This window comes from Pseudarthrobacter sp. J1763 (assembly GCF_050490295.1).
In the GTDB taxonomy this organism is placed as follows: domain Bacteria; phylum Actinomycetota; class Actinomycetes; order Actinomycetales; family Micrococcaceae; genus JBNPEO01.
Window position 1 is genome coordinate 39,551 of record NZ_JBNPEN010000004.1, and the last position, 25,576, is coordinate 65,126.

At 61.9% G+C, this 25,576-nt stretch carries 23 protein-coding genes; 12 read left to right on the top strand and 11 right to left on the bottom strand.

What is annotated here, in order from left to right:
* Positions 1-52 precede the first annotated feature (52 nt).
* From ACQQCD_RS05120 to ACQQCD_RS05135, 4 genes are all read left to right on the top strand, one after another.
* Positions 53-1,426, top strand: coding sequence for an ABC transporter substrate-binding protein (locus ACQQCD_RS05120; RefSeq protein WP_430267339.1), 1,374 nt, complete (start codon positions 53-55; stop codon positions 1,424-1,426).
* A gap of 71 nt (positions 1,427-1,497) precedes the next feature.
* The gene (locus ACQQCD_RS05125) at positions 1,498-2,463 is read left to right on the top strand and encodes a carbohydrate ABC transporter permease (protein WP_430267340.1); all 966 of its coding nucleotides are present in this window, start codon (positions 1,498-1,500) and stop codon (positions 2,461-2,463) included.
* A complete protein-coding gene (locus ACQQCD_RS05130; protein WP_430267341.1) occupies positions 2,460-3,365 on the top strand; it encodes a carbohydrate ABC transporter permease in 906 nt (301 codons plus the stop codon). The genes ACQQCD_RS05125 and ACQQCD_RS05130 overlap by 4 nt, the downstream gene beginning before the upstream one ends.
* A gap of 6 nt (positions 3,366-3,371) precedes the next feature.
* Positions 3,372-4,382: a LacI family DNA-binding transcriptional regulator gene (locus ACQQCD_RS05135; protein WP_430267342.1), complete on the top strand. Its 1,011-nt coding sequence runs from the start codon at positions 3,372-3,374 to the stop codon at positions 4,380-4,382.
* Positions 4,383-4,422: 40 nt separating this feature from the next.
* Here ACQQCD_RS05135 and ACQQCD_RS05140 read toward each other — a convergent pair whose 3' ends face one another.
* Positions 4,423-5,241, bottom strand: coding sequence for a hypothetical protein (locus ACQQCD_RS05140; RefSeq protein ID WP_430267343.1), 819 nt, complete (start codon positions 5,239-5,241; stop codon positions 4,423-4,425).
* 71 nt (positions 5,242-5,312) lie between these two features.
* Positions 5,313-6,119 (bottom strand): exodeoxyribonuclease III, encoded by an 807-nt coding sequence (locus tag ACQQCD_RS05145; protein WP_430267344.1) that lies wholly within the window; start codon positions 6,117-6,119, stop codon positions 5,313-5,315.
* A gap of 120 nt (positions 6,120-6,239) precedes the next feature.
* On the opposite strand from ACQQCD_RS05145, the gene ACQQCD_RS05150 reads away from it, so the two are divergent.
* The 5 genes from ACQQCD_RS05150 to ACQQCD_RS05170 all read left to right on the top strand — a co-directional run bounded on the left by ACQQCD_RS05150 (position 6,240) and on the right by ACQQCD_RS05170 (position 11,897).
* A complete protein-coding gene (locus ACQQCD_RS05150; RefSeq protein WP_430267345.1) occupies positions 6,240-7,376 on the top strand; it encodes an NADH:flavin oxidoreductase/NADH oxidase in 1,137 nt (378 codons plus the stop codon).
* A 146-nt stretch (positions 7,377-7,522) separates the two neighbouring features.
* Entirely contained in the window at positions 7,523-9,034 is a 1,512-nt protein-coding gene (locus ACQQCD_RS05155) for a CoA-acylating methylmalonate-semialdehyde dehydrogenase (RefSeq protein WP_430267346.1), read from the top strand.
* A complete protein-coding gene (locus ACQQCD_RS05160) occupies positions 9,034-10,143 on the top strand; it encodes an enoyl-CoA hydratase/isomerase family protein (RefSeq protein WP_430267347.1) in 1,110 nt (369 codons plus the stop codon). The genes ACQQCD_RS05155 and ACQQCD_RS05160 overlap by 1 nt, the downstream gene beginning before the upstream one ends.
* Complete coding sequence (gene mmsB / locus ACQQCD_RS05165; protein ID WP_430267348.1) at positions 10,136-11,059, top strand: 3-hydroxyisobutyrate dehydrogenase; 924 nt, start codon at positions 10,136-10,138, stop codon at positions 11,057-11,059. Before ACQQCD_RS05160 ends, mmsB begins: the two co-directional genes overlap by 8 nt.
* Positions 11,060-11,117: 58 nt before the next feature.
* Positions 11,118-11,897, top strand: a complete 780-nt coding sequence (locus ACQQCD_RS05170; protein WP_430267349.1) for an enoyl-CoA hydratase — start codon at positions 11,118-11,120, stop codon at positions 11,895-11,897.
* 138 nt (positions 11,898-12,035) lie between these two features.
* On the opposite strand, the gene ACQQCD_RS05175 is transcribed toward ACQQCD_RS05170, so the two are convergent.
* Positions 12,036-12,542: a MarR family winged helix-turn-helix transcriptional regulator gene (locus tag ACQQCD_RS05175; RefSeq protein ID WP_430267350.1), complete on the bottom strand. Its 507-nt coding sequence runs from the start codon at positions 12,540-12,542 to the stop codon at positions 12,036-12,038.
* Between the two features lie 2 nt (positions 12,543-12,544).
* The gene (locus ACQQCD_RS05180; RefSeq protein ID WP_430267351.1) at positions 12,545-14,302 is read right to left on the bottom strand and encodes an AMP-binding protein; all 1,758 of its coding nucleotides are present in this window, start codon (positions 14,300-14,302) and stop codon (positions 12,545-12,547) included.
* Positions 14,303-14,392: 90 nt separating this feature from the next.
* Here ACQQCD_RS05180 and ACQQCD_RS05185 point away from each other — a divergent pair, with 90 nt between their 5' ends.
* Positions 14,393-15,568, top strand: coding sequence for an acyl-CoA dehydrogenase family protein (locus ACQQCD_RS05185; RefSeq protein ID WP_430267352.1), 1,176 nt, complete (start codon positions 14,393-14,395; stop codon positions 15,566-15,568).
* A 61-nt stretch (positions 15,569-15,629) separates the two neighbouring features.
* Positions 15,630-17,033, top strand: coding sequence for an alpha-L-fucosidase (locus ACQQCD_RS05190; RefSeq protein WP_430267353.1), 1,404 nt, complete (start codon positions 15,630-15,632; stop codon positions 17,031-17,033).
* Here the strand turns inward: ACQQCD_RS05190 and ACQQCD_RS05195 are convergent.
* From ACQQCD_RS05195 to nadE, 3 genes are read right to left on the bottom strand one after another with little or no spacing between them, the layout of a single operon-like run.
* A complete protein-coding gene (locus tag ACQQCD_RS05195) occupies positions 17,011-18,066 on the bottom strand; it encodes a zinc-dependent alcohol dehydrogenase family protein (RefSeq protein ID WP_430267354.1) in 1,056 nt (351 codons plus the stop codon). The two genes, ACQQCD_RS05190 and ACQQCD_RS05195, sit on opposite strands and share 23 nt — an antisense overlap.
* Before the next feature lie 8 nt (positions 18,067-18,074).
* Positions 18,075-18,665, bottom strand: coding sequence for a DinB family protein (locus ACQQCD_RS05200; protein ID WP_430267355.1), 591 nt, complete (start codon positions 18,663-18,665; stop codon positions 18,075-18,077).
* Positions 18,666-19,487, bottom strand: coding sequence for an ammonia-dependent NAD(+) synthetase (gene nadE, locus ACQQCD_RS05205; protein WP_430267356.1), 822 nt, complete (start codon positions 19,485-19,487; stop codon positions 18,666-18,668).
* A gap of 266 nt (positions 19,488-19,753) precedes the next feature.
* Here nadE and ACQQCD_RS05210 point away from each other — a divergent pair, with 266 nt between their 5' ends.
* A complete protein-coding gene (locus ACQQCD_RS05210) occupies positions 19,754-20,959 on the top strand; it encodes an IS110 family transposase (RefSeq protein ID WP_430267537.1) in 1,206 nt (401 codons plus the stop codon).
* A gap of 95 nt (positions 20,960-21,054) precedes the next feature.
* Here the strand turns inward: ACQQCD_RS05210 and ACQQCD_RS05215 are convergent, their stop codons facing one another.
* The 4 genes from ACQQCD_RS05215 to ACQQCD_RS05230 are packed head-to-tail and all read right to left on the bottom strand — an operon-like array spanning position 21,055 to position 25,452.
* On the bottom strand, positions 21,055-22,296 hold the full coding sequence (locus ACQQCD_RS05215; protein WP_430267357.1) for a cytochrome P450: 1,242 nt from the start codon (positions 22,294-22,296) through the stop codon (positions 21,055-21,057).
* Positions 22,272-22,949: a dethiobiotin synthase gene (bioD, locus tag ACQQCD_RS05220; RefSeq protein ID WP_430267358.1), complete on the bottom strand. Its 678-nt coding sequence runs from the start codon at positions 22,947-22,949 to the stop codon at positions 22,272-22,274. The genes ACQQCD_RS05215 and bioD overlap by 25 nt, the downstream gene beginning before the upstream one ends.
* Positions 22,946-24,103 (bottom strand): 8-amino-7-oxononanoate synthase, encoded by a 1,158-nt coding sequence (locus ACQQCD_RS05225; protein ID WP_430267538.1) that lies wholly within the window; start codon positions 24,101-24,103, stop codon positions 22,946-22,948. Before ACQQCD_RS05225 ends, bioD begins: the two co-directional genes overlap by 4 nt.
* A gap of 8 nt (positions 24,104-24,111) precedes the next feature.
* Positions 24,112-25,452: an adenosylmethionine--8-amino-7-oxononanoate transaminase gene (locus ACQQCD_RS05230; protein WP_430267359.1), complete on the bottom strand. Its 1,341-nt coding sequence runs from the start codon at positions 25,450-25,452 to the stop codon at positions 24,112-24,114.
* Between the last annotated feature and the right edge of the window lie 124 nt (positions 25,453-25,576).

Here is a 25,576-nt window from a genome sequence, read left to right on the forward strand (position 1 = left end):
TCTTGCAGTCTGCACTCAGGAAGTAGTGCAAGGGATCCGCTAGCCAGCACTAATGACAAAGGAGTCAGCCCCGATGAAATTCAGAACCAAACCCACCATGATGCTTCCCCTGGCCGCCGTCGGAGCGCTTGCTTTGGCAGTCAGTGGATGTAGTGGTGATACCACAAGCAGCGGTTCCAGCGCCGGTAGTGATGATTGCTCGGCATACAGCAGCTACGGCAAGCACGACGGAAAAACCGTTTCCGTTTACTCCACCATCGTGGACGTAGAAGCCACCAACCTCGAAGAGTCTTGGTCACAGTTTGAGAAGTGCACCGGAATCACCATCAAGTATGAAGGTTCCAAAGAATTTGAAACCCAGATCGGTGTTCGTGCCAAAGCTGGCACTGCTCCGGACGTTGCAATCTTCCCGCAGCCCGGGTTGATGGCAGATCAAGCCAAGGCCGGCTACCTCAAGCCTGCACCTCAGGCAGTCTCTGACTTGGTAGACAAGAACTGGTCCGCAGACTGGAAGAAGTACGGCACTGTTGACGGAACCTTCTACACCGCACCCATGCTTGCTAACGTCAAGGGCTACGTCTGGTACTCACCCAAGACTTTCAAGGACAACGGCTGGGAAATCCCCAAGACCTGGGATGACATGGTCTCCTTGACCAAAAAGATTGCTGACGAAGGCAAAATGAAGCCTTGGTGCGTTGGCTTCGAGTCCGGTGAAGCAACCGGCTGGCCGGGCACCGACTGGGTTGAGGACGCTGTTCTGCGCGAATCCGGCCCCGAGGTTTACGACCAGTGGGTATCTCACGAGATCCCGTTCAACGACCCCAAGATTGTTTCAGCCTTTGACAAGGTTGGTTCCATCATCCTGGACCCGAAGAACGTTAACGGTGGCTTTGGTGACGTCCGTTCAATCTTGACCACAGGCTTCGCTCAGGCGGGCCAGCCGGTTCTGGATGGCACTTGCGCCATGCACCACCAAGCAAACTTCCAGGCATCCAACTGGCCGGAAGGCACCAAGGTTGCTGAAGACGGCGACGTCTGGGCATTCATGGCACCGCCAATGGACGAGTCCAAGGGCCAAGCCATCACCGGTGGTGGCGAAATGGTTGGCGCGTACAAAGACACTGAAGAAGTTAAGTCCTTCTTGGCTTACATGGCCAGCGCAGACTTCGCTAATAACCGCGTTAAGCTCGGCGGCGTGATCAGCGCAAACAAGGGCTTGGACGCCAACAACGCTCAGACCGCATTGGACAAGGCATCTATCAAGCTGCTCCAGGACCCTAAGACGGTCTTCCGCTTCGACGCATCTGACCTGATGCCCGGTGCAGTTGGTTCCAACTCGTTCTGGAAGGGCATTGTCTCCTGGGTCAATGGCACCCCCACCAGCAAGGTCGTTGACCAGATTGAGTCCAGCTGGCCTAAGAAGTAGCTGTTCGGTCAATTCTTTGAGGCCCGGGGTCTAGTACCCCGGGCCTCGCCCCTACCTCAGGAGCTGTAGTTATGGGCATCGTTTTTGACAAACTTTTCCAAGTCCTTCTGGCGCTGGTGATCTTCGCGGCAGTAATCGTAGTGATCGTTTTAGCCGTTGGTGTGCTTCCCAAACGCATCCGCGAAAAGGGATTTATCGTAGCGTTTTTGGGCCCAGCACTTCTGCTGTTGGCCGTAGGCCTGATCTGGCCAGCCATCCAAACTGCGTACCTCTCTTTGACCAACTCCAGCGGAAAAGTAGTTGGTTTAGACAACTTCGTATGGATTTTCACCCAGCCTGAAGCGCTGGTCACTCTACGCAACACCCTCATCTGGACAGTTATTGTCCCCCTTTTCTCCACCGGAATTGGCCTCGCCTACGCAGTCTTTATTGACAAGGCTCGCGGCGAAAAAATCCTCAAAGCACTCGTCTTTATGCCGATGGCCATCTCCTTCGTGGGCGCCGGTATCATTTGGAAGCTCGTTTACGACTACCGCGGCGAGGGCATTGCTCAGACTGGTCTTTTGAACCAGTTGCGCAGCCTAGTTGGTGCCAAGCCATTGCAGTTCCTGCTGGACGCGCCAGGCAACACCTTTTTCCTCATTGCAGTGATGGTGTGGATCCAGACAGGATTCGCCATGGTGGTACTTTCCGCCGCCATTAAGGGCATCCCCGCGGACCTCGTGGAAGCTTCACGCTTGGACGGCGCCAACGCCCTGCAGCAGTTCCGCAACATCACCATTCCCGGCATTCGTGGGTCCTTGGTGGTGGTGGTCACCACCATCACCATTGGCACGCTGAAAGTGTTCGACATTGTCCGCACCATGACGGCCGGTAACTACGAAACCTCTGTGGTGGCCAACGAGATGTACACCCAGGCGTTCCGTGCCGGAGAACCAGGACGCGGTGCGGCGCTAGCCCTAGTGCTGTTCCTCTTGGTCTTGCCAGTGGTCATTTACAACGCGCGAGTTCTGCGCAAGCAGAGGGAGATCCGATGAGCACCGTCACTGAAGAACCGCAGGTGATGCGCCGTGTGCGCAACCGGCTTACCTCCCGTTGGGCCACCGTTGCTGCAGTACTGATCGCCGCTGTATGGACCATTCCAACCTTCGGGTTGTTCGTTTCATCCTTTAGGCCCGCGGCCATGCAACAAGGCCCGCGCTCTAATGGTTGGTGGAATGCCTTCACCGATTGGCAGTTCACGTTCAAGAACTACGCTGACGTTTTGTCCTCTGCCAGCTCGCAGTCGCCTAACCTGGGTCAGTACTTCTTGAACTCTCTAGCCATTGTTATTCCGGCAACGATTTTCCCGCTGGTGCTCGCTGCAATGGCCGCGTACATGTTCTGCTGGGGCAAGTTCAAGGGCAAGGACACACTGTTCATTTTGGTCTTCGCCTTGCAAATTGTGCCCTTGCAGATGGCTTTGATTCCGTTGCTTCAGCTCTTCACACAAGTGTTGAAGTTGCCGGGTGGGTCATACCTGCAGTTGTGGATTGCGCACACCATCTTTGCCCTTCCACTGGCTACCTTCCTACTTCACAACTTCATCTCAGAGATTCCCGGCGAAGTTATTGAAGCTGCACGTGTTGATGGTGCCGGTCACGCCACGATCTTCTTCCGTGTGATCCTTCCGCTCTCCGTTCCGGCACTTGCATCCTTTGGTATTTTCCAGTTCCTATGGGTCTGGAATGACCTGCTTGTGGCCTTGGTGTTCTCCGGAGGAACCTCAGACGTTGCGCCCATAACGCAGCGTTTGGCTGAGCTTTCCGGTACCCGAGGCAACAAGGATTACCTGCTGCCAGCGGCGGCGTTCACCTCAATCATTGTTCCGCTGTTGGTCTTCTTCGGCTTGCAGCGTTACTTTGTTCGTGGGCTACTGGCAGGTGGCCTCAAGGGGTGATGTGCCATGTCCGGAATTGAGGACGTGGCGCGTGCCTTAGGGGTTTCCACGGCCACGGTATCCCGTTCCATTCGCGGCTTACCTGGGGTTTCTGAAAAAACGCGACGGCGCGTTATGGCGACCGTCGACGAGCTTGGTTACGTCCCGTCGTCGTCCGCTTCAGGGCTGGCGACGGGGCGGACCCGCACCATCGGTGTGCTGGAACCTTTTGTAAACCGCTGGTTTTTTGCCAAAGCGATTGAAGGCGCTGACAAACAGCTCCAAGCCCACGGCTACAACCTGATGCTCTTCAACTTGGGCGGTCAAGGCAGCGACAGGTCTCGGCTATTCAACAAAGCCATGGTTCAGAAGCAGATCGACGCCCTTTTGGTGCTGTGTATGGCGCTAAACCCAGAAGAGCTAGAGCATATGCGCGACATTGACCTGCCCATGGTGGTGGTGGGTGGTTTTGCCGAGCACTGCCCTTACATAGGTATCGACGATTACGCGGCGGCCTCGGTTGCTGTGAATCACTTGGTGGATTTGGGCCACCAGCGAATCGCCTTCCTGCACGGTCAAGATGAGCGAGAGTTCAACTTCACTGTGGCCAGGGCACGCGGTCAGGCCTTTGAAGACGTGATGGTTCGTCACGATTTGGAGATCAGGCCTGAGTGGGACGAAACCGGCGACTACACCATGCAAAGCGGCTGGAAAGCTTTCGAGCGGTTGTGGGCCAGGCCCGGCGAAAAACCCACCGCCATTTTTTGTACCTCGGACGAGATGGCCATGGGAGTGATGTTCGCTGCAGCCCGGGCCGGGATTTTGGTACCTGGCCAGTTGTCGGTGATCGGTATGGACAATCACGAATTCGCTGAAGCTCTGGGCCTGAGCACTGTGGAGCAACGCCCGGAAGTACAAGGCGAGATGGCCACGAAAATGGTCCTTGCAGAGCTGGCTGGCCACACTGGGAGCATCAAAACAGTGATAGCCCCGCACCGGCTTCTAGCAAGAAGTACGACGGCGCCTCCCGGACTTTAGTTCGCAGCGTTACGGTTCGGCTTCGCGCGGGCGGGTGCGGTTAGCTCGCGCGGGCCAGCTGCCGGATGGGGATCCACCGGGAGGCCAAGCGACGGTATGCGGCAGCGGCCCCGGTGACGTCCCCTTCGGCGAGGCATTCGATGCCCAACCGCACGTCCATGGGGGACTCATCGGGGAAGACCCGGTCTGCCACAGAACCGTAATCAAGTTCCACCCGGGCGTTTGGGTCAAACTCTTCGAGCCACAGAATGATGTCTGCGACTTCTTCGAGCATGTCCAAGTCTGGTGCGGCGAGGGCTAGGTTGGCCACCGTGTACCGTGCGCGCTCTAGGGCCTCGCGTAGTTCTGCCTGGACCCGGACTGTGGCAATTTTTCCGTCCACCTCAACTACTTCGGTGGGGTCGGATTCTTGGAACAGTGCGAACCAGCTAAACGGGATGCCCCACGTGGAGGAGCGGGTGTGTACCCGGCCGCTGGAGTCTTCCACCACAAACGCTTCTTGGGTGCGTTCGCGGTGCGTTTCGCGCTGTTCCTCAATCAGCAGCAGTTCAGCCAGACCCGAGTTTGGCCCAACTGCCAAAGCGTCAGCGGCTAAACCGGCCCGAATCATCAGTTGGCTGGGGCAGTAAAGGTTCGTGGCGTCGTCGGGCGTTGAAGTTTTGGCCGCGGCCATGATCCGGAACGTTTCGGTGCGCACAAGCGGGTACGGATTGGCAGCTGGCCGGGTGATGCGTTGGAGCGCTTCAGTCATTTCGCGTTCTTCAACGTCGTCCCGGGTCTCGCCGCGTTCCTGAGCGGCGATAATAAGGCGCTGCTGTGCGGGGCTAAACGCCGAGAGTGGCTCGTAGACGCGCAGCATTGAGGTAAACGGTAGGCCGGATCGACCCCGGTAGATTCCCATTTATGCGCGCCGTGCTGTGGGCAAAAGCATCAGGACGCCAGCTCCACGATCACGGGTGCGTGGTCGGATGCACCTTTACCTTTGCGTTCTTCGCGGTCAATTGCTGCACCCGTGACGCGGGCAGCAAGCGCGGGGGAGGCCATCACAAAGTCAATACGCATACCTTCCTTTTTGGGGAAGCGCAGCTGGGTGTAATCCCAATACGTGTAGACGCCCGGGCCGGGAGTGTGAGGGCGCACCACGTCGCTGAATCCGGCTTCTTCAAAGGCGCGGAAGGCTGCACGCTCGGGTTCGCTCACGTGAGTGAGGCCTTCGGAGACGAAGTAGTCGATGTCCCAGACGTCCTCGTCGGTGGGGGCGATGTTCCAGTCGCCCATCAGCGCCACTTGGGCCTCGGGGTTCTCCGTGATCCAGCCACTGGCCTGGTTCTTCAGGACATCCAGCCAGTTGAGTTTGTACGGCATGTGCTCATCATTGAGGGCACGGCCGTTGGGGACGTAAAGGCTCCAAACGCGGACGCCATTGCATGTCGCAGCGATAGCGCGGGCCTCCTGAACAGGGTCCTTGCCGCCCTTGCCGAACTCGGGCTGACCGGGGAAGGTACGCTCAACGTCGTCGAGCCCCACACGGGAGGCGATCGCCACGCCGTTCCACTGGCTCAGGCCGAAGTGGGCCACCTCGTAGCCCATCCGTTCGAAGAGCTCCCACGGGAAATTCTCGTCCTTGCACTTGGTTTCTTGGATGGCCAGGACGTCACAGTCACTGCGCTGAAGCCAAGCCTCAACACGGTCGGCGCGGGCACGGAGGGAGTTCACGTTCCAAGTTGCAATCTTCACAGTCACTAACCTACCGAACTTGGCTTGGGTGTGTCCCTTTGGTGGCTGAAGGAATGCGGGCCGATCCGCAATGCCGGGCCTTCTGGAATACTCGGCCGGGCTCGCCGGTTGCCCACGAATGTGAGCACACTATTTTCTCCCGTCGTACTGTCCGCCCCCGCTGGCCAACTTGAACTGCGAAACCGGACCATGTTGGCGCCGATGTGTATGTACTCGGTGGAAGCGCACGACGGCGTCCCCACCCCGTGGCATCTGGTTCATCTTGGGGCCCGTGCCGCTGGCGGTTTTGGCATGGTGATCGCCGAGGCCACCGCTGTGGTGCCGGACGGGCGGATCTCGCCAGAGGATTTGGGTCTATGGAATGACGAACAGGTGGCAGCTTTTAAGCCGATTGTTGAGTTCATCAAGAACCAAGGCGCTGCGGTCGGTGTCCAACTGGCACACGCTGGCGGTAAGGCCTCCACGTACGGGAACGTTCCGCGGTTCACCGCCCGCGACTTGAAGGGTTCAATCCCAGTGTCCGACGGCGGATGGGTCACCGTGGCTCCGTCCGTCACCACGGTGCACGGGCTGGCAGAGTCCCACGAACTTACTGAGGCGGAGATCGCCGAGTCTGTACTGGCGTGGGCCGATGCCGCACGGCGTGCCGATGAGGCTGGTTTTGACTTCATCCAGATTCACGCCGCCCACGGATACCTGATTCACCAGTTCCTGTCACCGCTAAGCAACACCCGCACGGACGGTTACGGCGGCTCCTTCGAAGGACGGACGCGGTACCTTCGCGAAGTGGTCGCCGCTGTCCGTGCCGTGTGGCCGGACTCCAAGCCGCTGGGTGTGCGCTTCTCTGGTTCTGATTGGGTTGAGGCTGGCTGGACCATTGAGGAAACCTCGCGTTTGGCTGTTGAACTGAGCTTGCTCGGCGTGAGTGTGTTTGACCTTTCCAGTGGTGGAATTGGCGCATATCACGGCCCCACCGGACCGGGGTATCAAGTGGAGTTGGCCCACGCAGTGAAGAGTGCGCTGGCTGCTGATGCTGCCGAGCGGGGCGTAGAAAATACTTCGTTCGTGTCGGCCGTGGGCATGATCACTACGGCTGAGCAGGCCGAACAGGTCCTGGTTGATGGGCAGGCCGATGGAGTGTCCATAGCCCGGGCCGCCCTGAAGGAACCGAACTGGGCGGCGCTCGCAGCCCGCGAACTCGGCGAATCCGTGGAGGTTACCCCGTTTGCGCCCCAGTACTGGCGCGCGCACTGGTGACGGGGTCCCGGTAGGTTCCAGCCGCCGTCGTACATCCTGCCCATCACCTCTGGAAAATAGTAGGAAGTCCGAGTATATTCGGGACCAGAGAGACCTGGATCACACTGGGTCGCACGCCTTTCGGTTGTATGCAAGGGAGCATTCACATGACCGCAGGAACCCCGCGCCAGCTTTCGCATTACCTTGACGGGAAGCCTCAGGGTGGCACGTTCGGCCGTTTCGGTGACGTCTATAACCCGTGTACGGGGCAGGTTCAGGCTCAGGTTCCGCTGGCTTCCCGCGAAGAGGTGGATGCCGCGGTGGCCAGTGCGGCCAAGGCTCAAAAGGTGTGGGCGGCCATGAACCCACAACGACGCGGCCGGATCCTGCTCAAGTTCGTGGACCTGGTCAACCAGAATATGGACGAGCTCGCCACGCTCCTCTCCAACGAACACGGCAAAACTTTCCCGGACGCCAAGGGTGATATTCAGCGCGGTATTGAAGTGGTGGAGTTCGCCGCCGGCGCCCCGCATTTGCTCAAGGGCGAATTCAGTACCGAGGCAGGCACTGGAATTGACGTCCACTCCCTGCGCCAACCGCTCGGTGTGGTCGCGGGAATTACTCCGTTCAACTTCCCGGCCATGATCCCGCTCTGGAAAGCAGGGCCAGCGCTCGCCGCCGGTAACGCCTTTATCCTCAAACCATCGGAGCGTGACCCATCCGTGCCGCTGCGTCTGGCCGAATTGCTCACCGAAGCTGGCCTGCCGGATGGTGTGTTCAATGTGGTCAACGGTGACAAGGACGCCGTGGACGCACTGCTTGAACACCCCGACGTCCAGGCAATCGGCTTTGTGGGTTCCACTCCGATTGCTCAGTACATTTACGCCACGGCCGCCGCTCACGGTAAGCGCGCACAGTGCTTTGGTGGCGCCAAGAACCACATGGTGATTATGCCCGACGCCGATATGGACTTGGCAGTCGACGCCCTGATCGGTGCCGGCTACGGGTCTGCCGGGGAGCGTTGTATGGCCATCTCGGTCGCCGTCCCCGTAGGCAAAGAAACCGCGGACCGCCTCGTGGCAGCCCTGGCCGAACGGGTCAAGAATCTCAAGGTGGGCCCCAGCCTCGAGGCCTCCTCGGACTTCGGGCCGGTGGTTGCGGCCAGCGCCAAGGAAAGGATCGAAGGCTACATTCAGGCCGGCGTAGACGAAGGCGCAACGCTGATCGCCGACGGCCGAGGCCTAAAAGTTGACGGGCATCCCGACGGTTTCTGGGTGGGCCCCACCCTCTTCGACAACGTCACCAAGGACATGAAGATCTACCGTGAGGAGATCTTCGGCCCGGTCTTGAGCGTGCTGCGCGCGGCTGACTATGAGGAAGCGCTACGGCTCTGCTCCGAGCACGAGTTCGGCAACGGCGTCGCAATTTTCACCCGCGACGGTGACTCCGCCCGCGACTTCTCTACCCGCGTCAACGTGGGCATGGTGGGCGTCAACGTCCCCATCCCCGTGCCGATCGCGTACTACACCTTCGGCGGCTGGAAGGCCTCCGGATTTGGAGACCTCAACCAACACGGCGCTGACGCCTTCCGTTTCTACACCAAGACCAAAACGGTCACCACCCGCTGGACAGCCGGGGTGCGTGAAGGTGCCAGCTTTGTCATGCCGGAAGGAAGCTGATGACCGCTGTGACTAACGAACCCGGGGTCATCGTTGAGCCCGCGGTTATTTCGGAGCAGCGCGGCCAGCTGGGCATTCTGACGCTCAACCGCCCCAAGGCCGTCAACGCACTCAACTCCACCATGGTTGATGCCATGCTGGCCCAGCTTGAGGCGTGGGCCACTGACGATTCCGTCAAAACCGTGCTGGTGCGCGGCGCGGGGGAGCGCGGGCTGTGCGCTGGCGGTGACATTGTGGCGATCTACCAGGACATGTTGGGCAGCGAAGCCGGGAACGCTACCGCCGCGTTTTGGCAGGAGGAGTACCGGCTCAATCTGCTGATTAGCGAGTACCCCAAGCCGTACGTGGCGCTAATGGATGGGCTCGTTTTGGGCGGCGGGGTGGGCATTTCGGCGCACGGCTCGCACCGTGTAGTCACCGAGCGGACCCGCACCGGAATGCCGGAAACCACCATCGGTTTTGTGCCCGACGTCGGAGGGACCCTTTTGCTTTCCAGCTCACCCGGGCAGACGGGCACCCACGCGGCACTCACCGCAGCGCACCTCAACGGTGCCGACGCCATCTACCTGGGGCTTGCAGATCACTTTGTTGAGTCCAAGGATCTTGCCGCGCTCACTGCCGCGCTGGAAAGCGAAGACGCGGATGCCGCCGTCGGGCGTTTTAGTTCTACCGCCCCGGAATCTGCGTTGGAACGGCAGCGTGAGTGGTTGGATGCCTGTTATTCCGCTGGCAGCATCGAAGAAATTCTGGCCGCGCTGCGGGCGGCCGGTGCGGCCGGAAATGCTGACGCGGCTGGGGCAGCGGAGACCATTGCGGCGAAGTCGCCCACGGCCGTGAAGGTGACGCTGGAGTCGTTGCGGCGGGTGACGGGAAAGTCTTTGGCGGATGCGCTTGCACAGGAATTCCGGGTGGGTTTGCGGTGTGTTGAGGGTCCCGATTTTCGTGAAGGAATCCGGGCGCAGGTGGTGGATAAGGACCGTAACCCTCAGTGGAACCCGGCCACCCTCGCCGAGGTTGATGCGGCAACAGTTGAGGGATATTTTGCCCCGTTGGGTCAGCGTGAACTGGTGTTGGAACGCGTAGAAATCAAGGAGTCAGGCCATGAATAGCACTTCAGCTTTGCCGCGTGTGGCGTTTTTGGGGCTCGGGCACATGGGCGGTCCCATGGCTGCGAATCTGGTGGCGGCCGGGTATCAAGTGACCGGCTTTGATCCGGTCCCGGCGGCGCGTGAAGCCGCGGCTGGCAACGGCGTCAGCCTCGCGAATAGTGGGGTTGAGGCCGCCACTGGAGCGGACATTATCCTCACGATGTTCCCCAGTGGTCAGCACGTTCTTGCGGCGTACCGGGGCGACGGCGATGATGCCGGTTTGCTCGAAGTGGCGCCGGCGGGATCGTTCTTTTTGGACTGTTCCACTATCAATGTGGACGAGGCCCGTCTGGCCGCCGAGCTCGCCACAGCGGCGGGGCACCATGCCTTGGACGCGCCCGTTTCCGGCGGTGTGGTGGGTGCCGAGGCTGGCACTCTGACCTTTATGGTGGGTGCCACGGATGCCGACTTTGAGACGGTACGCCCGCTATTGGAGGTTATGGGCAAACGCGTGGTTCACTGCGGCGGATCCGGGCTGGGGCAGGCCGCGAAGGTCTGTAACAACATGATCCTGGGTGTATCGATGATCGCCGTGAGTGAGGCGTTTGTACTGGGTGAAAAGCTCGGGCTCAGCAACCAGGCGCTCTTTGATGTGGCGTCCACGGCGTCTGGCCAGTGCTGGGCATTGACCACCAATTGCCCCGTCCCCGGGCCGGTTCCGGGCAGCCCGGCCAACTGCGACTATCAGCCCGGGTTCGCCGGGGCTTTGATGGCCAAGGACCTAGGTCTTGCGCTCAACGCATTGACGAGCACCGGCGTCGCGGCTCAAATGGGGCCGTTGGCTGCACAAATCTATGCTGACTTCGCGGCGGGTGAGGGAGCGGGCCGGGACTTCTCTGGCATCATCACGGAGATTCGGGACAAATCAGGCCAGTAACGTGATGCGTGGCAGTACTTTTTTCAACCGACTTTGAACCTTCGGTAAGGGGCATGTTTTGACGCAGCAATTTGAGAACATCCTGGTTGAGCAGCACGGACGTGTGCTTTTGGTGACGCTCAACCGGCCTAAGGCGCTCAACGCGCTCAACCATGCCACCATGGGCGAAGTTGTGGCGGCAGTTTCCGCTGCAGACCTTGACCCTGGTGTGGGCGCCGTGGTGCTGACCGGCTCGGAGAAGGCTTTCGCGGCTGGAGCTGACATCAAGGAAATGGCGTCTAAGGGCTACGCCGAGATGTACGCGTCGGACTGGTTCCGTCACTGGGAGGATCTCACGCGTTTGAGGATCCCGGTGGTCGCGGCTGTGTCCGGGTTCGCCCTGGGCGGTGGCTGCGAACTAGCCATGATGTGCGACTTCATCATTGCTGGCGACAACGCCAAGTTCGGGCAGCCGGAGATCAACCTCGGCGTGATCCCGGGTATGGGTGGCTCTCAGCGGCTGACCCGTGCCGTGGGTAAGGCCAAAGCGATGGACATGATCCTGACCGGGCGTTTTATTGGCGCGGAAGAGGCCGAACGTGCCGGTCTTGTGGCACGGGTGGTCCCGGCGTCGGACGTTGTGGCGGAGGCACTCAAGGCGGCCGAAGTGATCGCGAGTAAGTCCAAGCCGGCGGCAATGCTGGCGAAGGAAGCAGTAAACGCGGCATTTGAAACCGGGCTGGCCCAGGGTGTGGTGTTCGAACGGCGCCTCTTCCACTCGCTCTTCGCCACCGAGGATCAAAAAGAAGGCATGGCAGCGTTCACCGAAAAGCGCGACCCCGACTTCAAACACCGCTAACCCTCCATGCCTCTCCCGCCGAATGGGTAGATAACGTCCCTTTGAGAGGGTTCTAAACGACGTTTTCTACCCGTTCGGCGAAGAAGGGCATCGAAGAAGGGTAGCGGGGAGAGGTGAAGGGAGAATGCGGGAGGGGAGTTAACCTTCGAAGTCTCCGGCCTGTTTGCGGAAGTCAGCCAAGATTCTGATCAACGGGCCTAGGTCCTTTTGCGGGAATCCCGAGTCTGCGAACACCTCGGTATTAAGCGTCTCCGTCGCCTTGCGGACCAGCGAACTCCCCGCAGACGTCAGCCGAACCAGTGTGGTCCGTCCATCTGTTGGGTGCGGTTCGCGCGTTACTAGGCCAGCCTGTTCCAAGCGGTCGACGGCGTTCGTCACCGAAGTGGGATGCACCTGCAACAGGGCGCTCGCCTTATTCATGGGCAGCTCGTGTTTGCGCGAAAAGTTGAGCAAGGCCAGCAACTCGTACCGCGCAAAGGTCAACCCAAAGGGCTTCAGTGCCGATTCGGCCCGCGCCATCAGGATCTGTTGGGCCCGCATGATCGCGGTGATCGCCGCCATGGGTTCGGCCACGTTACCCCAGCCGTGCTTGGCCCAGTTCTCTTGGGCATCCGCAATGGGGTCCCGGGGCAGGGGTGCAGCCACGGCTACCCTCGCAGACCGGGGAAGTCGTCTTCCGAATATTCCACGCCAAACCCGGCAGAATCAGCAGCACCAGCGGAACCGTCAAGTGGATGCCGAGCCTGTTCTTGCGCCCGCAGCTCGACCCGCCGGATCTTGCCTGAAACAGTCTTAGGCAATTCGGAGAACTCCAGCCGACGAATCCGCTTAAACGGCGCCAAGTGTTCCCGGCAGTACCGCAAGATGTCCTCGGCCAACTCGGGCCCAGGTTCCCGCCCGCCCGCCAAGACTACATAGGCCTTGGGCACGGAGAGTTTGATGGCGTCCGGTGACGGGACCACGGCGGCCTCGGCCACGGCGGGGTGCTCGATCAACACACTCTCCAGTTCAAAGGGGGAAAGGCGGTAGTCGGAGGACTTAAACACGTCGTCCCCGCGCCCCACATAGGTGATCACACCACGCGAATCCCGGCTCGCCATATCGCCCGTGTGGTAATAACCGCCACGGAAGGCTTCGGCTGTTTTCTGCGGATCTTGGTAGTAGGACTTCATAAGCCCCACGGGCCGGGGATCCAAGCGCAAGCAAATTTCGCCGTCGTCCGCTTCTTCACCCGTGGCGGGGTCTACCAACACCACGTCATAACCGGGAAGTGGCAAGCCCATGGCGCCGATCGTCATGCGCTGACCGGGCGTGTTAGCCACTTGAACCGTGGTCTCGGTCTGGCCAAAACCGTCCCGAATCGTCTGGCCCCAAGCCCTATTCACTTGGTCAATAACCTCGGCATTGAGCGGCTCACCTGCTGAAACAACCTTGGTGGGCGGGTTCTTCAGCTGTGTCAGGTCGGCCTGAATGAGCATGCGCCACACGGTGGGTGGTGCGCAGAAGCTCGTAACACCTTCGGCATCCATCTGGGCCATCAGGACCGAAGCGTCGAAGCGGTTGTAGTTGTAAATAAACACGGTGGCCCCGGCAATCCACGGGGTAAACACATTCGACCACGCGTGCTTGGCCCAACCCGGCGAGGCCACATTCAGGTGCACGTCGCCCGGTTCCAGCCCAATCCAAAACATTGTGGACAGGTGCCCCACGGGATAGGAGGTGTGAGTGTGTTCCACGAGTTTCGCCTTGGACGTGGTGCCCGAGGTGAAATACAGCAGCAATGTCTCGTCAGCCTTTGTTGGTGAGTCGGGTGCAAAAGACTCGGACGCCGCAGCAGAGTCTGCGTAACTAAGTGCAGAGTTACCGCTGATGACGGGCCCGACGCCGGTGCTGCCGCCGTCGTTGATTTCGATCAGGCGGTAGGTGCCTGGCACGTCGGCAAACTTGCCAATGTTTGAACTGCCTACGGCAACCCACGATGCCCCGCCGCGCTCCACGCGATCCCGCAGATCCGCTGGCCCCATAAGCGTGGTGGTGGGGATCATCACGATGCCGAGCTTGATGCCAGCGAGCATAAGTTCCCAGAGCTCCAGCTGGTTCCCCAACATGATGATCATGTGGTCCCCGCGTTGCACACCTTCCCCACGAAGCCAGTTGGCCACTTGGGCGGAACGGCGGCTCAGTTGTGCGAAGCTGCGGCGGGTGGAGCTGCCGTCTTGCTCAACAATGACCAGGGCCTGCTGATCGGCGGTGGCAGGATCGGCGCCAAGGTGATCAAACCAGTCCAACGCGAAATTGAACTCTTCGAAGCGGGGCCATTGGAAACCGTCCCTGGCCGCTTGGTAATTCTCGCGCAGGGAAAGGAGGTGGTCGCGTGCCGCACGGAAGTCGTCGGTGACTGTCATGGGGGCCTCTCAGCTATCGAAACTAGTGATCTGCATCACTTGGCAATATACTAGGACATCCAATGGTTTGAAAGAGCAAAGGAGCTCCGCATGCCACAAGCAGCATTGCCTCCCTATCCTGATGCCGACCTTTTCCACGTTGTGGACATGCTGCCGGTACACGAAAAAGAGCGTTACCAACGCACTCGCGAGTTCTTACAAGAACGCATTCGGGAACAGAGCATCGAGTACTGGAACCGTGACGAATTTGCCTTTGGGCTGCTGGCCGAAATGGCCAAATTTGGGCTCGGCGAACTGCAGCTAGACGGCTCATCGAAGCTGTTTAAGGGTCTGATGTACGTAGAAATTGCCCGTGCAGACGTCTCGCTTTCCGCACTTGCGGGCATTCACAATGAGCTGATTGTGGGCATGATCCACGAGCTTGGATCCGCTGAACAGCAGGAACGCTGGCTCCCTGCCTTGCGCACATTTGATGCGATTGGCGCTTTTGCGCTGACCGAACCGGAGCACGGTTCGGACATTGCTGGCGGGCTCGCCACCACAGCAAGGCGCGACGGCGATAGCTGGGTGATCAACGGCGCTAAACGCTGGATTGGGGCGGCAACGCTCGCGGACTTCGCACTGGTCTGGGCCAGGGACGAGGCCGATGGCGAGGTCAAAGGGTTCATTGTTGAGTCCGATAGGCCCGGCTATAAGGCCACTAAGATCGAGCACAAAATCGGCTTACGCATTATGCAAAATGCGGACATCACCCTTGATGAGGTGCGCATCCCGGCAGGCAATCTACTCCCCGGGGCGACTGACTTTTCCCAAGCCAACTCGCTTCTGCGCGATTCCCGCGCCTGGGTGGGCTGGCAAGCGGCAGGAATCCAGTTGGGGGCCTTTGATATTGCCCGGGCATACTCGCTGGAGCGGCAACAATTCGGCAAGCCGCTGGCCAAGTTCCAGCTGGTACAGCAGCAGCTCGCAGAAATGTTGGGAAATGCGCACTGCTCCCTTGCGCTGATGGTTGAGCTAGCCCGCGTCCAGGAGGCCGGAAAACTGGAGATGGTCCAAGCCGCTCTGGCGAAGTCCACCACCACCAGGCTCGCTAGGCAATCCGTAGCAATGGGGCGGGCTCTCTTGGGCGGCAATGGAGTCACCACGGACTTTGAGATGGCCAAGCTTTTTTGCGACGCCGAGATCCTGTACACCTATGAGGGCAGCTACGAGATCAATTCGTTGATTGTGGCCCGCGCCGTCACCGGAGTGTCCGCGTTCGTCTAAGGCACCCTGCACAGATAATCGAGGGACATACTCCCGGCTAGGACGCGAGGTACCCGCACACATGACTGACTTCCAGCCGGACTTCACACCTGACAACCTCGCAGCTGCTGGTCGTTTGGGGTATGCGGAGGATCGAGGGTACGAGTGGCCCACGGACCCGCGCACCCTCACGGCTCTGGAGCACTGGCGTTCGCTGAAGTTCGGCGTGATTATGCACTGGGGTTTGTACGCGACCATTGGACAGGACGGCAGTTGGTCCTTGTGCCGGGAGAACATTGGCGCCTTTATGGAACCGCCCGCCAGTTGGTCCGGAACTGAGGACGAATACGAGGCCTTCTACAAGGAGCTGCGCAAGAACTTCACGGGTGAGGATTACCGGCCGGAAGAGTGGGCGGCCATGTGTGCCAAGGCCGGGATGAAGTACCTGGTTTTTACCAGCAAGCACCATGACGGATTCGCCATGTATAACACCGCGGAATCGGACTACAAGGTCACGGCCGCGGACGTTCCATTGGGCCGGGACATCCTGCGCGAAACTTTTGACGCGTTCCGTGCCGAGGGGCTTGAAACCGGGGTGTATTTCTCCAAGGCGGACTGGGCCCACCCGGGGTATTGGAAGGCTGGCGGGAACACAGTGAACCGTCTGCACAACTACAACATCGACGAGGACCCGCAAGCGTGGGACGGTTTTGTTCAGTTCACCCAGCGCCAGATCGAGGAACTCCTCACCAATTACGGCGACATCAGCGTCCTGTGGCTAGACGCCGGCTGGGTGAACGAACCGGATGAGCCAATTGGCATTGACCACATTGCCCAGCGGGCACGGGAGCTTCAGCCGGACATTCTGGTGGTGGACCGTGAGGTCCACGGCCCCAACGAGAACTACCGCACCCCCGAACAGGAAATCCCCTCGGAGACCCTGGATTACCCCTGGGAATCGTGCATCACGCTCACCCCGGGGTGGTGCAGCATGCGCCCGGACGATGCCACGCGCCCAGCCCATGAGGTGATCGCCACGCTAGCCAGGATCGTCAGCCGCGGCGGCAACTACCTGCTGGGCATCGGCCCGGACGCAACGGGCGCCATCTCCCGCAACATCGTGACCACCTTGGAGCAGGTGGGTGGGTGGATGGACGTTAACGGCGAGGCGATCTACGGCACCGTTCCGGGCGGAGAAGACGCAGACCTGCTCGACGACGGCGGGTCCGGCTACGAGTGGCACTTCACCCGGACGGATTCCACCATTTTTGCGCTCGCCTTAATTGGCGACGCCGACGGCACCGCCGGTTTTGACCTTAAGGTCAGCACCACAACGCCGGTCCGCAGCGCGCGCGTGCTGGGCACCGACGTCGTGATTCCCGTGGAAAACAACGACGGCGAGATCACGGTTGCGGTTCCGCGCACTACCGCCCGCCTGGCACTAGTGCTCGCCTTGGAACTGGCTACGGAACCAGTAACACTTTGATGGCGCGGCGTTCGTCCATGGCTTTGTAAGCCTCGGCAGCTTCCTCAAGCGGCATCTCCACGTCAAAGACCAAGCCCGGATTGATGGCGCCGGAGAGGACATCCTCGAGTAGTTCGGGGATGTACGTGCGGGCCGGTGCCATTCCGCCAGCTACGTGAATGTTGGAGTCGAAGAGGTAGCGCAAAGGGATCTCGGCGCCGCCGGTGGGAACACCAACAAACCCGAGTGAGCCGCCGGGCCGGACCGAGTGCAGTGCCTGTTCCATGGATTCCTTGGTTCCCACGCATTCCAGCACCGAGTCGGCCAGAACTCCGCCCAAAAGTTCACGAACCTTGGCCACACCTTCTTCGCCGCGTTCGGACACAATGTCCGTGGCGCCGAATTCGGTGGCAACCTTTTGGCGGTCCTCGTGTCGAGACATGGCAATGATTCGGCTGGCGCCCAAACGCTTAGCTGCCAAAACACCGCAAAGGCCCACAGCGCCGTCGCCCACTACCACCACGGTTTTCCCAGCGGTGACGCCGGCGCTCAAGGCGGCGTGGTGGCCCGTGGCCATCACATCCGAGAGGGTCAGCAGTGATTTGCGGAGCGCAGAATCCGGCTCTGTGACGCCGGGAACCTTGACCAGTGTGGAGTCCGCCAAAGGCACACGAACAGCCTGGCCCTGGCCGCCGTCCACTGGCAAGCCGGTGCTGTCCTTGCCGCCCCAACCGGCCAAAAGCTCACAGGCCACCGTCACACCATCAAGGCACGGCGGGCACTTGCCGCAGCTGATCACAAAGGGTGCAATCACAAAATCGCCAGCCGTCAGGGTAGTGACTTCGGTGCCAACACTCTCCACCACACCAATAAATTCGTGGCCAATCGCGGATGGCTTGTGCACGGGTTTTACACCGCGGTACGGCCACAAATCCGAGCCGCACACGCACGCCGCGGTCACTTTAACCACTACATCTGTGGGTTGCTGGACCGTGGGGTAGTCGCGGTCTTCAACCCGAATATCGCCGGGCGCATGGATGATGGTGGCGCGCATAGTGGCTCCTAAATTTTTGGTGACTGCTGGGCTTCGCGGGCGGCGGATTCAATCCGGGCCGCGAGCTCACTGAACTGCTCTTGGTTGTAGAAGGACACGTTGGGATCTCCAGGGCCTTGCCCCACAACCCCATCCATGTTTTCACGAATAATGTCCGCGTGACCAAGGTGCTGGGCAACCTCGGAGAGCATGTGGACCAGAATCTGGCCGAGAGTCACGTTCCGCTTTTCCGGCCCCCACCACGGCACTTCGCCGGGTGCGTCCAACTCGAGTGCGTTGATGGTTTGGTCAGCGTACTCAGCTGCAAAGTGGTGCAGCTCGATGATCTCTTGTGAGGATTGCTCAGCCGGCACCCACATGTCCGCGTCCGGGGCGGCGTCCTCGTTATACCAAGGCAGTTCGCGGCCACTGGGGCGGTTGAAGGTCTCGCCAAAATAGCCCAGCTCAACGCTGGCGACGTGTTTAACCAGGCCCAAAAGGTTAGTCCCCGTGCCGGTCATGGGCCGGCGCATGTGGTACTCGTCAAGGCCGTCCAGTTTGCCGAGTAACTCTGCCCGGCGTTTTTGGAAGTAGCTGTGGAGGGCTACCTTCGTGTCCATCTATTTCCACCACGTATCAAAAATGGTGACCGGGACGGTGCGCTTGTGGCGGGTGCGGAGGTACTTCTGTTCGATGGATTCGGCTACCTCGTCCGGAACCTCGTGGCCCTCAAGGTAGGCGTCAATCTGGTCGTAGCTCAAGCCGAGTTCGTCTTCATCCGTGCGGCCAGGCTTGCCGTCCAACAGATCCGCGGTGGGGACCTTCTTCCACACGCGCTCGGGGGCGCTAAGTTCAGCTAACAACGCCCGGTTCTGACCCTTGTTCAGGCCAAAGAGTGGGAGGATATCTGCGCCGCCGTCGCCGAACTTGGTGAAGAACCCGGTGACTGACTCGGCGCCGTGGTCGGTGCCAATCACCAGGTAGTTGTGTTCGCCAGCCAGAGCGTACTGGGCCACCATTCGGGCGCGCGCTTTGACGTTGCCCTTGTTGAAGTCTGAGATCGGTGCGCCAGTGGTGGCTTTGAACTCTTCTTCAAAACCGTTGACCGCGGGGGCGATATTGAAGGTCCACTCGGTTTTGGCCTTGATGAAGTCCAAAGCAGCCTGGGCGTCTTCTTCATCCTTTTGGACGTTGAACGGCAGACGAACAGCCACAAAGTTGGCGTCGATGCCCTCGGTAGCGAGCTGCTCGACAGCCAGCTGCGCTAGGCGTCCAGCCAAGGAGGAATCAAGGCCACCAGAGATGCCCAGAACAAATCCCTTGGTGCGTGTTGCCTTGAGGTATTCGCACAAGAAGTCCACGCGCGCTCGTACCTCAGCGGCTGGATCGATGGAGGGCTTAACGCCCATTTCTTCAATAATTGTGGCCTGAAGTTCTCGCATGTTCCCAGAGTACTAGTTGCTGTTCCTTATGGTGTTGCCGGGTGGTTCCGTGGCCGTTGTAGGGTCGTGGCTACCCGGGGGAGGCGGGTATGGCTTTGTTGCTGTGGCCGGACGATTCAGGTCGCGACGGCTTCGAAGGATTGGCCGCCCGCTGCCCCGCGATGACCCGACCGCTGATTGAGAGACGCGACTTGAATCGCCGGATAAGGACACGACGGCGCGGTTATCTGCCGGGTTCGACCCGTACGACAGAACTGGAGGCTGTTTTGGCGAAATTGTGGGCCGGTATCGATGCCGGCAAAGCCCATCATCACTGCGTCGTGATCGACGCCGACGGAAACCGTCTGCTCTCGCAGAAAATCCCCAACGACGAACCAGCCCTGCTTGAGCTCCTCGGCGCCGTCCTCAAACTCGGGGACGGGGATGAGGTTATCTGGGCGACGGACCTGAACCATGGCGGGCCGGCGCTGCTGATCGCCCTGCTCGTCGGCCACGGCCAGAACATCCTCTATATCCCGGGCCGGGTCGTCCACCACGCCTCCAAGCTTTACCGCGGAGAGGGCAAAACGGACGCGAAAGACGCCGCCGTCATAGCGGATCAGGCCAGGATGCGCCGCGATCTGCAGCCGCTGCGGGCAGGGGATGAGATCAGTACCGGGCTGCGGATCCTCACTGCCCGGCGGGCCGATAAATCCGCGGACCGGGTCCGGGCGATCAACCGCCTCCAGGCCCAGTTACTCGAATACTTCCCCGCACTGGAGCGTGCCTTTGACTACAGCCGCTCCAAGGCGGCCCTGTTGCTGCTGACCAAACACCGTACCCCGGACGGGATCCGCCGAACCGGCCAGGCGCGGCTGCACGCCTGGCTGAAGAAACACGGCACCCGCTCCTCCGCCGCGGTCGCCCAGACCGCCGTAGAGGCGGCGAAATCCCAGCACACCACCGTCCCGGCCCAACACCTCGGGGAACTAATCGTCGCCGCCCTCGCCCGGGAAATCATCACCCTGGACAAGGAACTGGCCGAACTCGATGCGCTGATCAGTGAGAAGGTCACCGAACACCGGCACACCCGGACCCTGCTCAGCATGCCCGGCTTCGGACCCGTCCTCGCCGCCGAATTCCTCGGCGCCACCGGCGGAGACCTCACCGTCTTTCAAACCGCCGACCGGTTCGCCGGCGTCGCCGGGCTCGCCCCCGCACCCCGGGACTCCGGCAGGATCACCGGCAACCACCACCGGCCCCGCCGCTACGACAGACGGCTGCTGCGCGTCTTCTACCTCTCCGGGCTCTCGGCCCTGAAATCCTGCCCGGCCTCCCGGACCTACTACGACCGCAAACGCACCGAAGGCAAAACCCACATCCAAGCCATGCTTTCCCTGGCCCGTCGCCGACTGAATGTCCTCTGGGCCATGCTGCGCGACGGCACCACCTACACCCCGGTGCCGGCTCAGGCAGCCCGCCTGGCTGCCTGAGCTGCCCAGGTCCCGCGACCCCTGGGGGCCGAATCCGGGTACGTCGCTGGCGGTAGGACCTTGAATTCCGCCGATTTCGTTCCCTCTCAGCAAAGTCAGTGCGGTCGGAGTGGCTGGTCCATCACCGTCACGGCCCGAGGGGCTTGGAATGACAGGAGCCGGATCCAGCCTGGATTCACGTCCCGGAGCTGTATTCGCGAAAGTGCCGCGGCGGTTTCCTGGACAATGATGGCGGCCTCGAGTTCTGCGAGTTTGGCACCGAGGCAGCGGTGGATGCCCGAGCCAAAAACCAGGCCGTATGTGGTGGGTGGTTTGTGCTGGGCCTCTTGCGTTCGGGGCGAGGAACCTCGGGTTTCGGCTGGTCTCGTGACGTGGTTGCCGCTCAGTTCGAGGAGGATTTCGGTGCCTGCGGGGATCGGGGCTCCCTCAAGGTTCGTGGCGTGGGCTGCCACGCGGCGCCAGGTGGGGACTGATGATTCGGTGGCGAGCACGTGTCGGACCGCGCTCCTGGAGCCTTCTTCGGATGCGGCGTCCTTCCAGTCCACTGGGTTGGATCCTTCCAAGAGCCGGAACAGGGTGGTGCTGATCAGCTGGGTGGTTGTTTCCTGTCCTGCAATGAGCAGAAAATAGCCGAGCGAGCAGATTTCGGGGGTTGACAGGCCGTGTTCGGCCAGTGATTTGAAGAGGTTGCGTCCCGGTGCCGTCATGGATTCTGCGACGAGTTTGCGCAGCCAGACGTAGAATTCGGCCGCGCTGTGGGCGAGTTCGAGTTGCCGGGCTTCGTCGGGCCAGCCCCAGAACAGCTCCATGGAGTCAAGACTCCAGCGTTTGAGGTCTGCAAGGTCCCGTACGGGCAGCCCGAGGAGTTCGAGCATGACGATTGCCGGGGGAAACGCCGCCACCGTCTGGACGAGGTCCACCTGGCCGGACCTCACGAGCTGGCCCGCGGCGTTCCTTGCCGCTTCCTGTGCCAGTTCCCGGATCCGCGGCTCCATGGCCGCGACCGTGGCGGGCGTGAAAAACCCTGCCACGATCTTACGGATCCCGGCGTGCGTGTCGGTGTCGTTGCTGGCCAGCACGGGAGGCAACGCAAAGCGAACACGCTGCAGCACGCGCAGGGCAGGCCCAGCCAGGGGCGTGACCGCGACGAGGGCGTTCGCGGGGCTGAAAACATCCGGTCGGTGCAGCACTTCGCGGACCATGTCAGGGTCACGTACCACGAGGTACGGGCAGCGCGGCTGCTCAGGGGTCTGCCACTGTCCCGGGCTTTCTGCCAGCGGCTGCGCGGGTCCCGTGGTCGTTTGGGTCGGGTTCATGCGGGTAGACCGTTCAGCCATGCAACTGCTTCGGTACGGAAAGCGGCCGGGGACAGTTCGGAGGCGTGCCCGGGGAGGGCGCCGAGCAAGGGCACCGACAGCGATCCGAGCACCTGTCGGTTGCTGTGGTGTACGACGTCGGGGTTGCCTGGCCAGCTTCCCAGCACTACGCCGAGGACCTGAAGGTCCCGTGTTTGCAGCGCTTCGAGAGTCAGAGCGGTGTGGTTCAGGGTGCCAAGGTCCGGCCTGGCGACGACCACGAATGCCGCTGCCAGGAGTGAGCCGAGGTCCGCGAGGGTGCAGCCGTCGGAATCCAGCTCCACCAGCAGGCCGCCTGCGCCCTCCACCAGGACGTGGTCGTGGGAGGCGGCGAGCTCGCGGACCCTCCCGGCGTGCGCAGCCACCCGGGGCAGGGGTGTTTTATCGATGGCGGCTGCCGCGACGGGCGCCAATGGCTCCTGGAGAACCACCCCGGTTTCTGCTGTCACGTCGCCAGCGAGCCGGATGATTTCGGCTGTGTCGGAATCGCCGACGGCAGCTCCTGACTGGCAGGGCTTGTAGACCGCGACGCTGCGCCCTTTTTCGTGGAGGGCGGCGGCGAGGGCCGCCGTTGTGATGGTCTTGCCGACGCCGGTGTCCGTTCCGGTGATCATGATGACATCGGGCAGGTTCATGGAAGTTCCTCCAAAATGCTGCGCAGTACGGCGCAGCTGTCTTCGATTTCCTTAGGTGTAAGGGTGGCCCGGGCGGTGAGCCGCAGCCGGGAAATCCCGTCCGGAACGGACGGGGGGCGGAAGCAGCCGATCCGAACGCCGGCGGTGCGCGCGGCCCCGGTGGCTGCCAGGGCCGATTCGGCCGACGGCATGGCGATGGACTGGACCGCCCCCGCCCCGTGCTCGACCTCAGCGCCGCGGGCTGCAAGGGCCGGCCCCAGTCCGGCGGCCAGCGCCGCAGCATTGCTTCGGACGGATCCGGCCCGCCAAGGTTCATCCCGGATGATCCGCACCGCGGCGAGGGCCGCCGCTGCAGAGGCCGGCGCCAGGCCGGTGTCAAAGATGAAGCTTCGGGCCCGGTTGACGAGGTGTTCCCGCAGCAACGCGGATCCCAGGACTGCCCCGCCCTGGCTGCCCAGGGCCTTGGACAGTGTCGCGGTCACGATCACGTTCGGATGCCCGGCAAGGGCCGTCCCGGCCACCGAGCCGCGGCCCTGAAAGTCACCGGCGCCGGTGACACCGAGACTATGGGCCTCGTCGATCAGCAGCACCGCGTCGTGCTGCTCGGCCAGGGCCAGCAGGTCAGCGAGCGGCGCTTCGTCGCCAAGGACGCTGTAGAGGGATTCGACGGCGATGAGGGCGCGTGGTTCGGGCCGGTCCGCGAGCAGCCGGCCGGCGTCCTCCACGCTGTTGTGGGTGAACGATTCGGTGCGGGAGCGGCTGAGCCGGAATCCGTCGATCATCGAGGCGTGGCAGTGTTCATCCGCGACGATCAGGGTCCCGGGGCCACCCAGCGCGGTGATCACGCCGATGTTTGCCAGATAGCCGGAGGAGAACACCAGCGCCGTCTCCATCCCGGCCAGGCGGGCCAGTTCCTGCTCGAGGTCCAGGTGCAGCCGGGTGGTTCCGGCGACCAGCCGCGAGGACGTGGCTCCCGTGCCCCACGATGAAACGGCTGCCGCGGCGGCCTCGGCAAGCCGCGGATCCGTTGCGAGGCCCAGATAGTCGTTGCTGGCCAGCTCGATGAGCTGTTCGTCCGCGTTGCGGGGGAGCGGGCGGCGGACCAAACCACGGCGGTCCCGGACAATGGCTTGTCGCTTGAGCCATTGAGTCATCGAGGTGCTCATGCAGCACCTCCTGACCGGGCCGGGCGGCGTTCGTGGACGTCGGCGACGGCCGCCGTCATGCCCGCGGTGATCTGTTCGATGTCCGCCGCGGTGCTGATGTACGGGGGCATCGTGTAGACGAGGTTCCGGAAGGGGCGCACCCAGACCCCGTGCCGGATGGCCGCGGCGGTGATGGCGGGGACGTCGACGGGGTCGTGGAGCTCAATGACGCCGACGGCCCCGAGGGTGCGGACATCCGCCACGGATTCAAGTCCCCGGGCGGGGGCCAGCCCGGTCTCCAGTCCCGCGCCGATCCGGGCGACGTCGGCCTGCCAGCCGCCGTCGTCGATGATGCTCAGGCTGGCGTTGGCTACCGCACACGCCAGCGGGTTGCCCATGAAGGTCGGGCCGTGCAGGAGTGCCCCTGCCTGCCCGCCGGAAACCGTTGACGCAATCTCGTCCGTGCAGAGCATCGCGGCGAGGGTGAGGTACCCGCCGGTCAGGGCCTTGCCCACGCACATGATGTCCGGGACCACACCGGCATGACCGGCGGCGAACAGCTCGCCGGTGCGGCCGAACCCGGTCGCGATCTCGTCAAAAATGAGCAGCAGCCCGTACCGGTCCGCCACCTGCCGCAACGCGGTGAGGCACTCGGCCGGGTAGGGGTACATGCCACCTGCGCCCTGGAGGACCGGCTCGACGATGATCGCGGCCAGCTCCCCGGAATGCGCAGCCGCGGTGGCCTGGAGTTCGGCTGCCCACGCCTGCACCGTTTCCGGGGTTGCGGACGCCGCGGCCGGGGGGCGGGGAGCAAACACGTTGCCGGCCAGCAGACCGGGGAAAGCGGCGTGCATCCCGTCCACGGGGTCACAAACCCCCATGGCCGCAAAGGTGTCACCGTGATATCCGCCGCGGATGCTCAGGAACCGTTGCCGCTCAGGGTGGCCGGACGCGGTCTGGAATTGCACCGCCAGCTTCAGTGCAACCTCCACCGATACCGAACCCGAGTCCGCGAGGAACACCCGGTCCAACCGTGACCGTCCTGGTGCGGAAGGGGCCATATCCACCAGCCGCTCGGCCAGTTCCACCGCCGGGGCATGGGTGAGTCCGCCGAACATCACATGGCTGAAATCATCGAGTTGCCGCTTCGCGGCCGCGTCCAGTACAGGGTGGCGGTAGCCATGGATCGCCGACCACCAGGAGGACATGGCATCAACGACCTCATGGCGTGTGCCGTCTTCGCTGCGGAGCCGCAACCGCACACCGTCGGCCGCCTCGACCTCCCACAACGGGAGGCTGGGGGACGCGGGGGCGTACGGGTGCCACAGGCGTGCGCGGTCCCGCTGGATCAGGCTCATCGGAGCCGACACCTGTGTCATCGGATGAGCACCCCGTGGCGGGAACATTCTGCGCTCCAGCCGGCCGGCGTGACCTGGACCTTCATCCGTCTCCTGCAGTGGGCGCAGTAGCGTGGCGGTTCCA

Bases quoted from the DNA above. Each gene is read 5' to 3' on its own strand.
- ACQQCD_RS05215 (WP_430267357.1), bottom strand. From the start codon at position 22,296: ATGGCTGAACGGTCTACCCGCATGAACCCGACCCAAACGACCACGGGA.
- ACQQCD_RS05200 (WP_430267355.1), bottom strand. From the start codon at position 18,665: ATGGACACGAAGGTAGCCCTCCACAGCTACTTCCAAAAACGCCGGGCA.
- ACQQCD_RS05195 (WP_430267354.1), bottom strand. From the start codon at position 18,066: ATGCGCGCCACCATCATCCATGCGCCCGGCGATATTCGGGTTGAAGAC.
- ACQQCD_RS05155 (WP_430267346.1), top strand. From the start codon at position 7,523: ATGACCGCAGGAACCCCGCGCCAGCTTTCGCATTACCTTGACGGGAAG.
- ACQQCD_RS05225 (WP_430267538.1), bottom strand. From the start codon at position 24,103: ATGACTCAATGGCTCAAGCGACAAGCCATTGTCCGGGACCGCCGTGGT.
- bioD (WP_430267358.1), bottom strand. From the start codon at position 22,949: ATGAACCTGCCCGATGTCATCATGATCACCGGAACGGACACCGGCGTC.
- ACQQCD_RS05125 (WP_430267340.1), top strand. From the start codon at position 1,498: ATGGGCATCGTTTTTGACAAACTTTTCCAAGTCCTTCTGGCGCTGGTG.
- ACQQCD_RS05160 (WP_430267347.1), top strand. From the start codon at position 9,034: ATGACCGCTGTGACTAACGAACCCGGGGTCATCGTTGAGCCCGCGGTT.
- ACQQCD_RS05230 (WP_430267359.1), bottom strand. From the start codon at position 25,452: ATGAGCCTGATCCAGCGGGACCGCGCACGCCTGTGGCACCCGTACGCC.
- ACQQCD_RS05130 (WP_430267341.1), top strand. From the start codon at position 2,460: ATGAGCACCGTCACTGAAGAACCGCAGGTGATGCGCCGTGTGCGCAAC.
- ACQQCD_RS05135 (WP_430267342.1), top strand. From the start codon at position 3,372: ATGTCCGGAATTGAGGACGTGGCGCGTGCCTTAGGGGTTTCCACGGCC.
- ACQQCD_RS05120 (WP_430267339.1), top strand. From the start codon at position 53: ATGACAAAGGAGTCAGCCCCGATGAAATTCAGAACCAAACCCACCATG.
- nadE (WP_430267356.1), bottom strand. From the start codon at position 19,487: ATGCGAGAACTTCAGGCCACAATTATTGAAGAAATGGGCGTTAAGCCC.
- ACQQCD_RS05190 (WP_430267353.1), top strand. From the start codon at position 15,630: ATGACTGACTTCCAGCCGGACTTCACACCTGACAACCTCGCAGCTGCT.
- ACQQCD_RS05180 (WP_430267351.1), bottom strand. From the start codon at position 14,302: ATGACAGTCACCGACGACTTCCGTGCGGCACGCGACCACCTCCTTTCC.
- mmsB (WP_430267348.1), top strand. From the start codon at position 10,136: ATGAATAGCACTTCAGCTTTGCCGCGTGTGGCGTTTTTGGGGCTCGGG.
- ACQQCD_RS05140 (WP_430267343.1), bottom strand. From the start codon at position 5,241: ATGCTGCGCGTCTACGAGCCACTCTCGGCGTTTAGCCCCGCACAGCAG.
- ACQQCD_RS05185 (WP_430267352.1), top strand. From the start codon at position 14,393: ATGCCACAAGCAGCATTGCCTCCCTATCCTGATGCCGACCTTTTCCAC.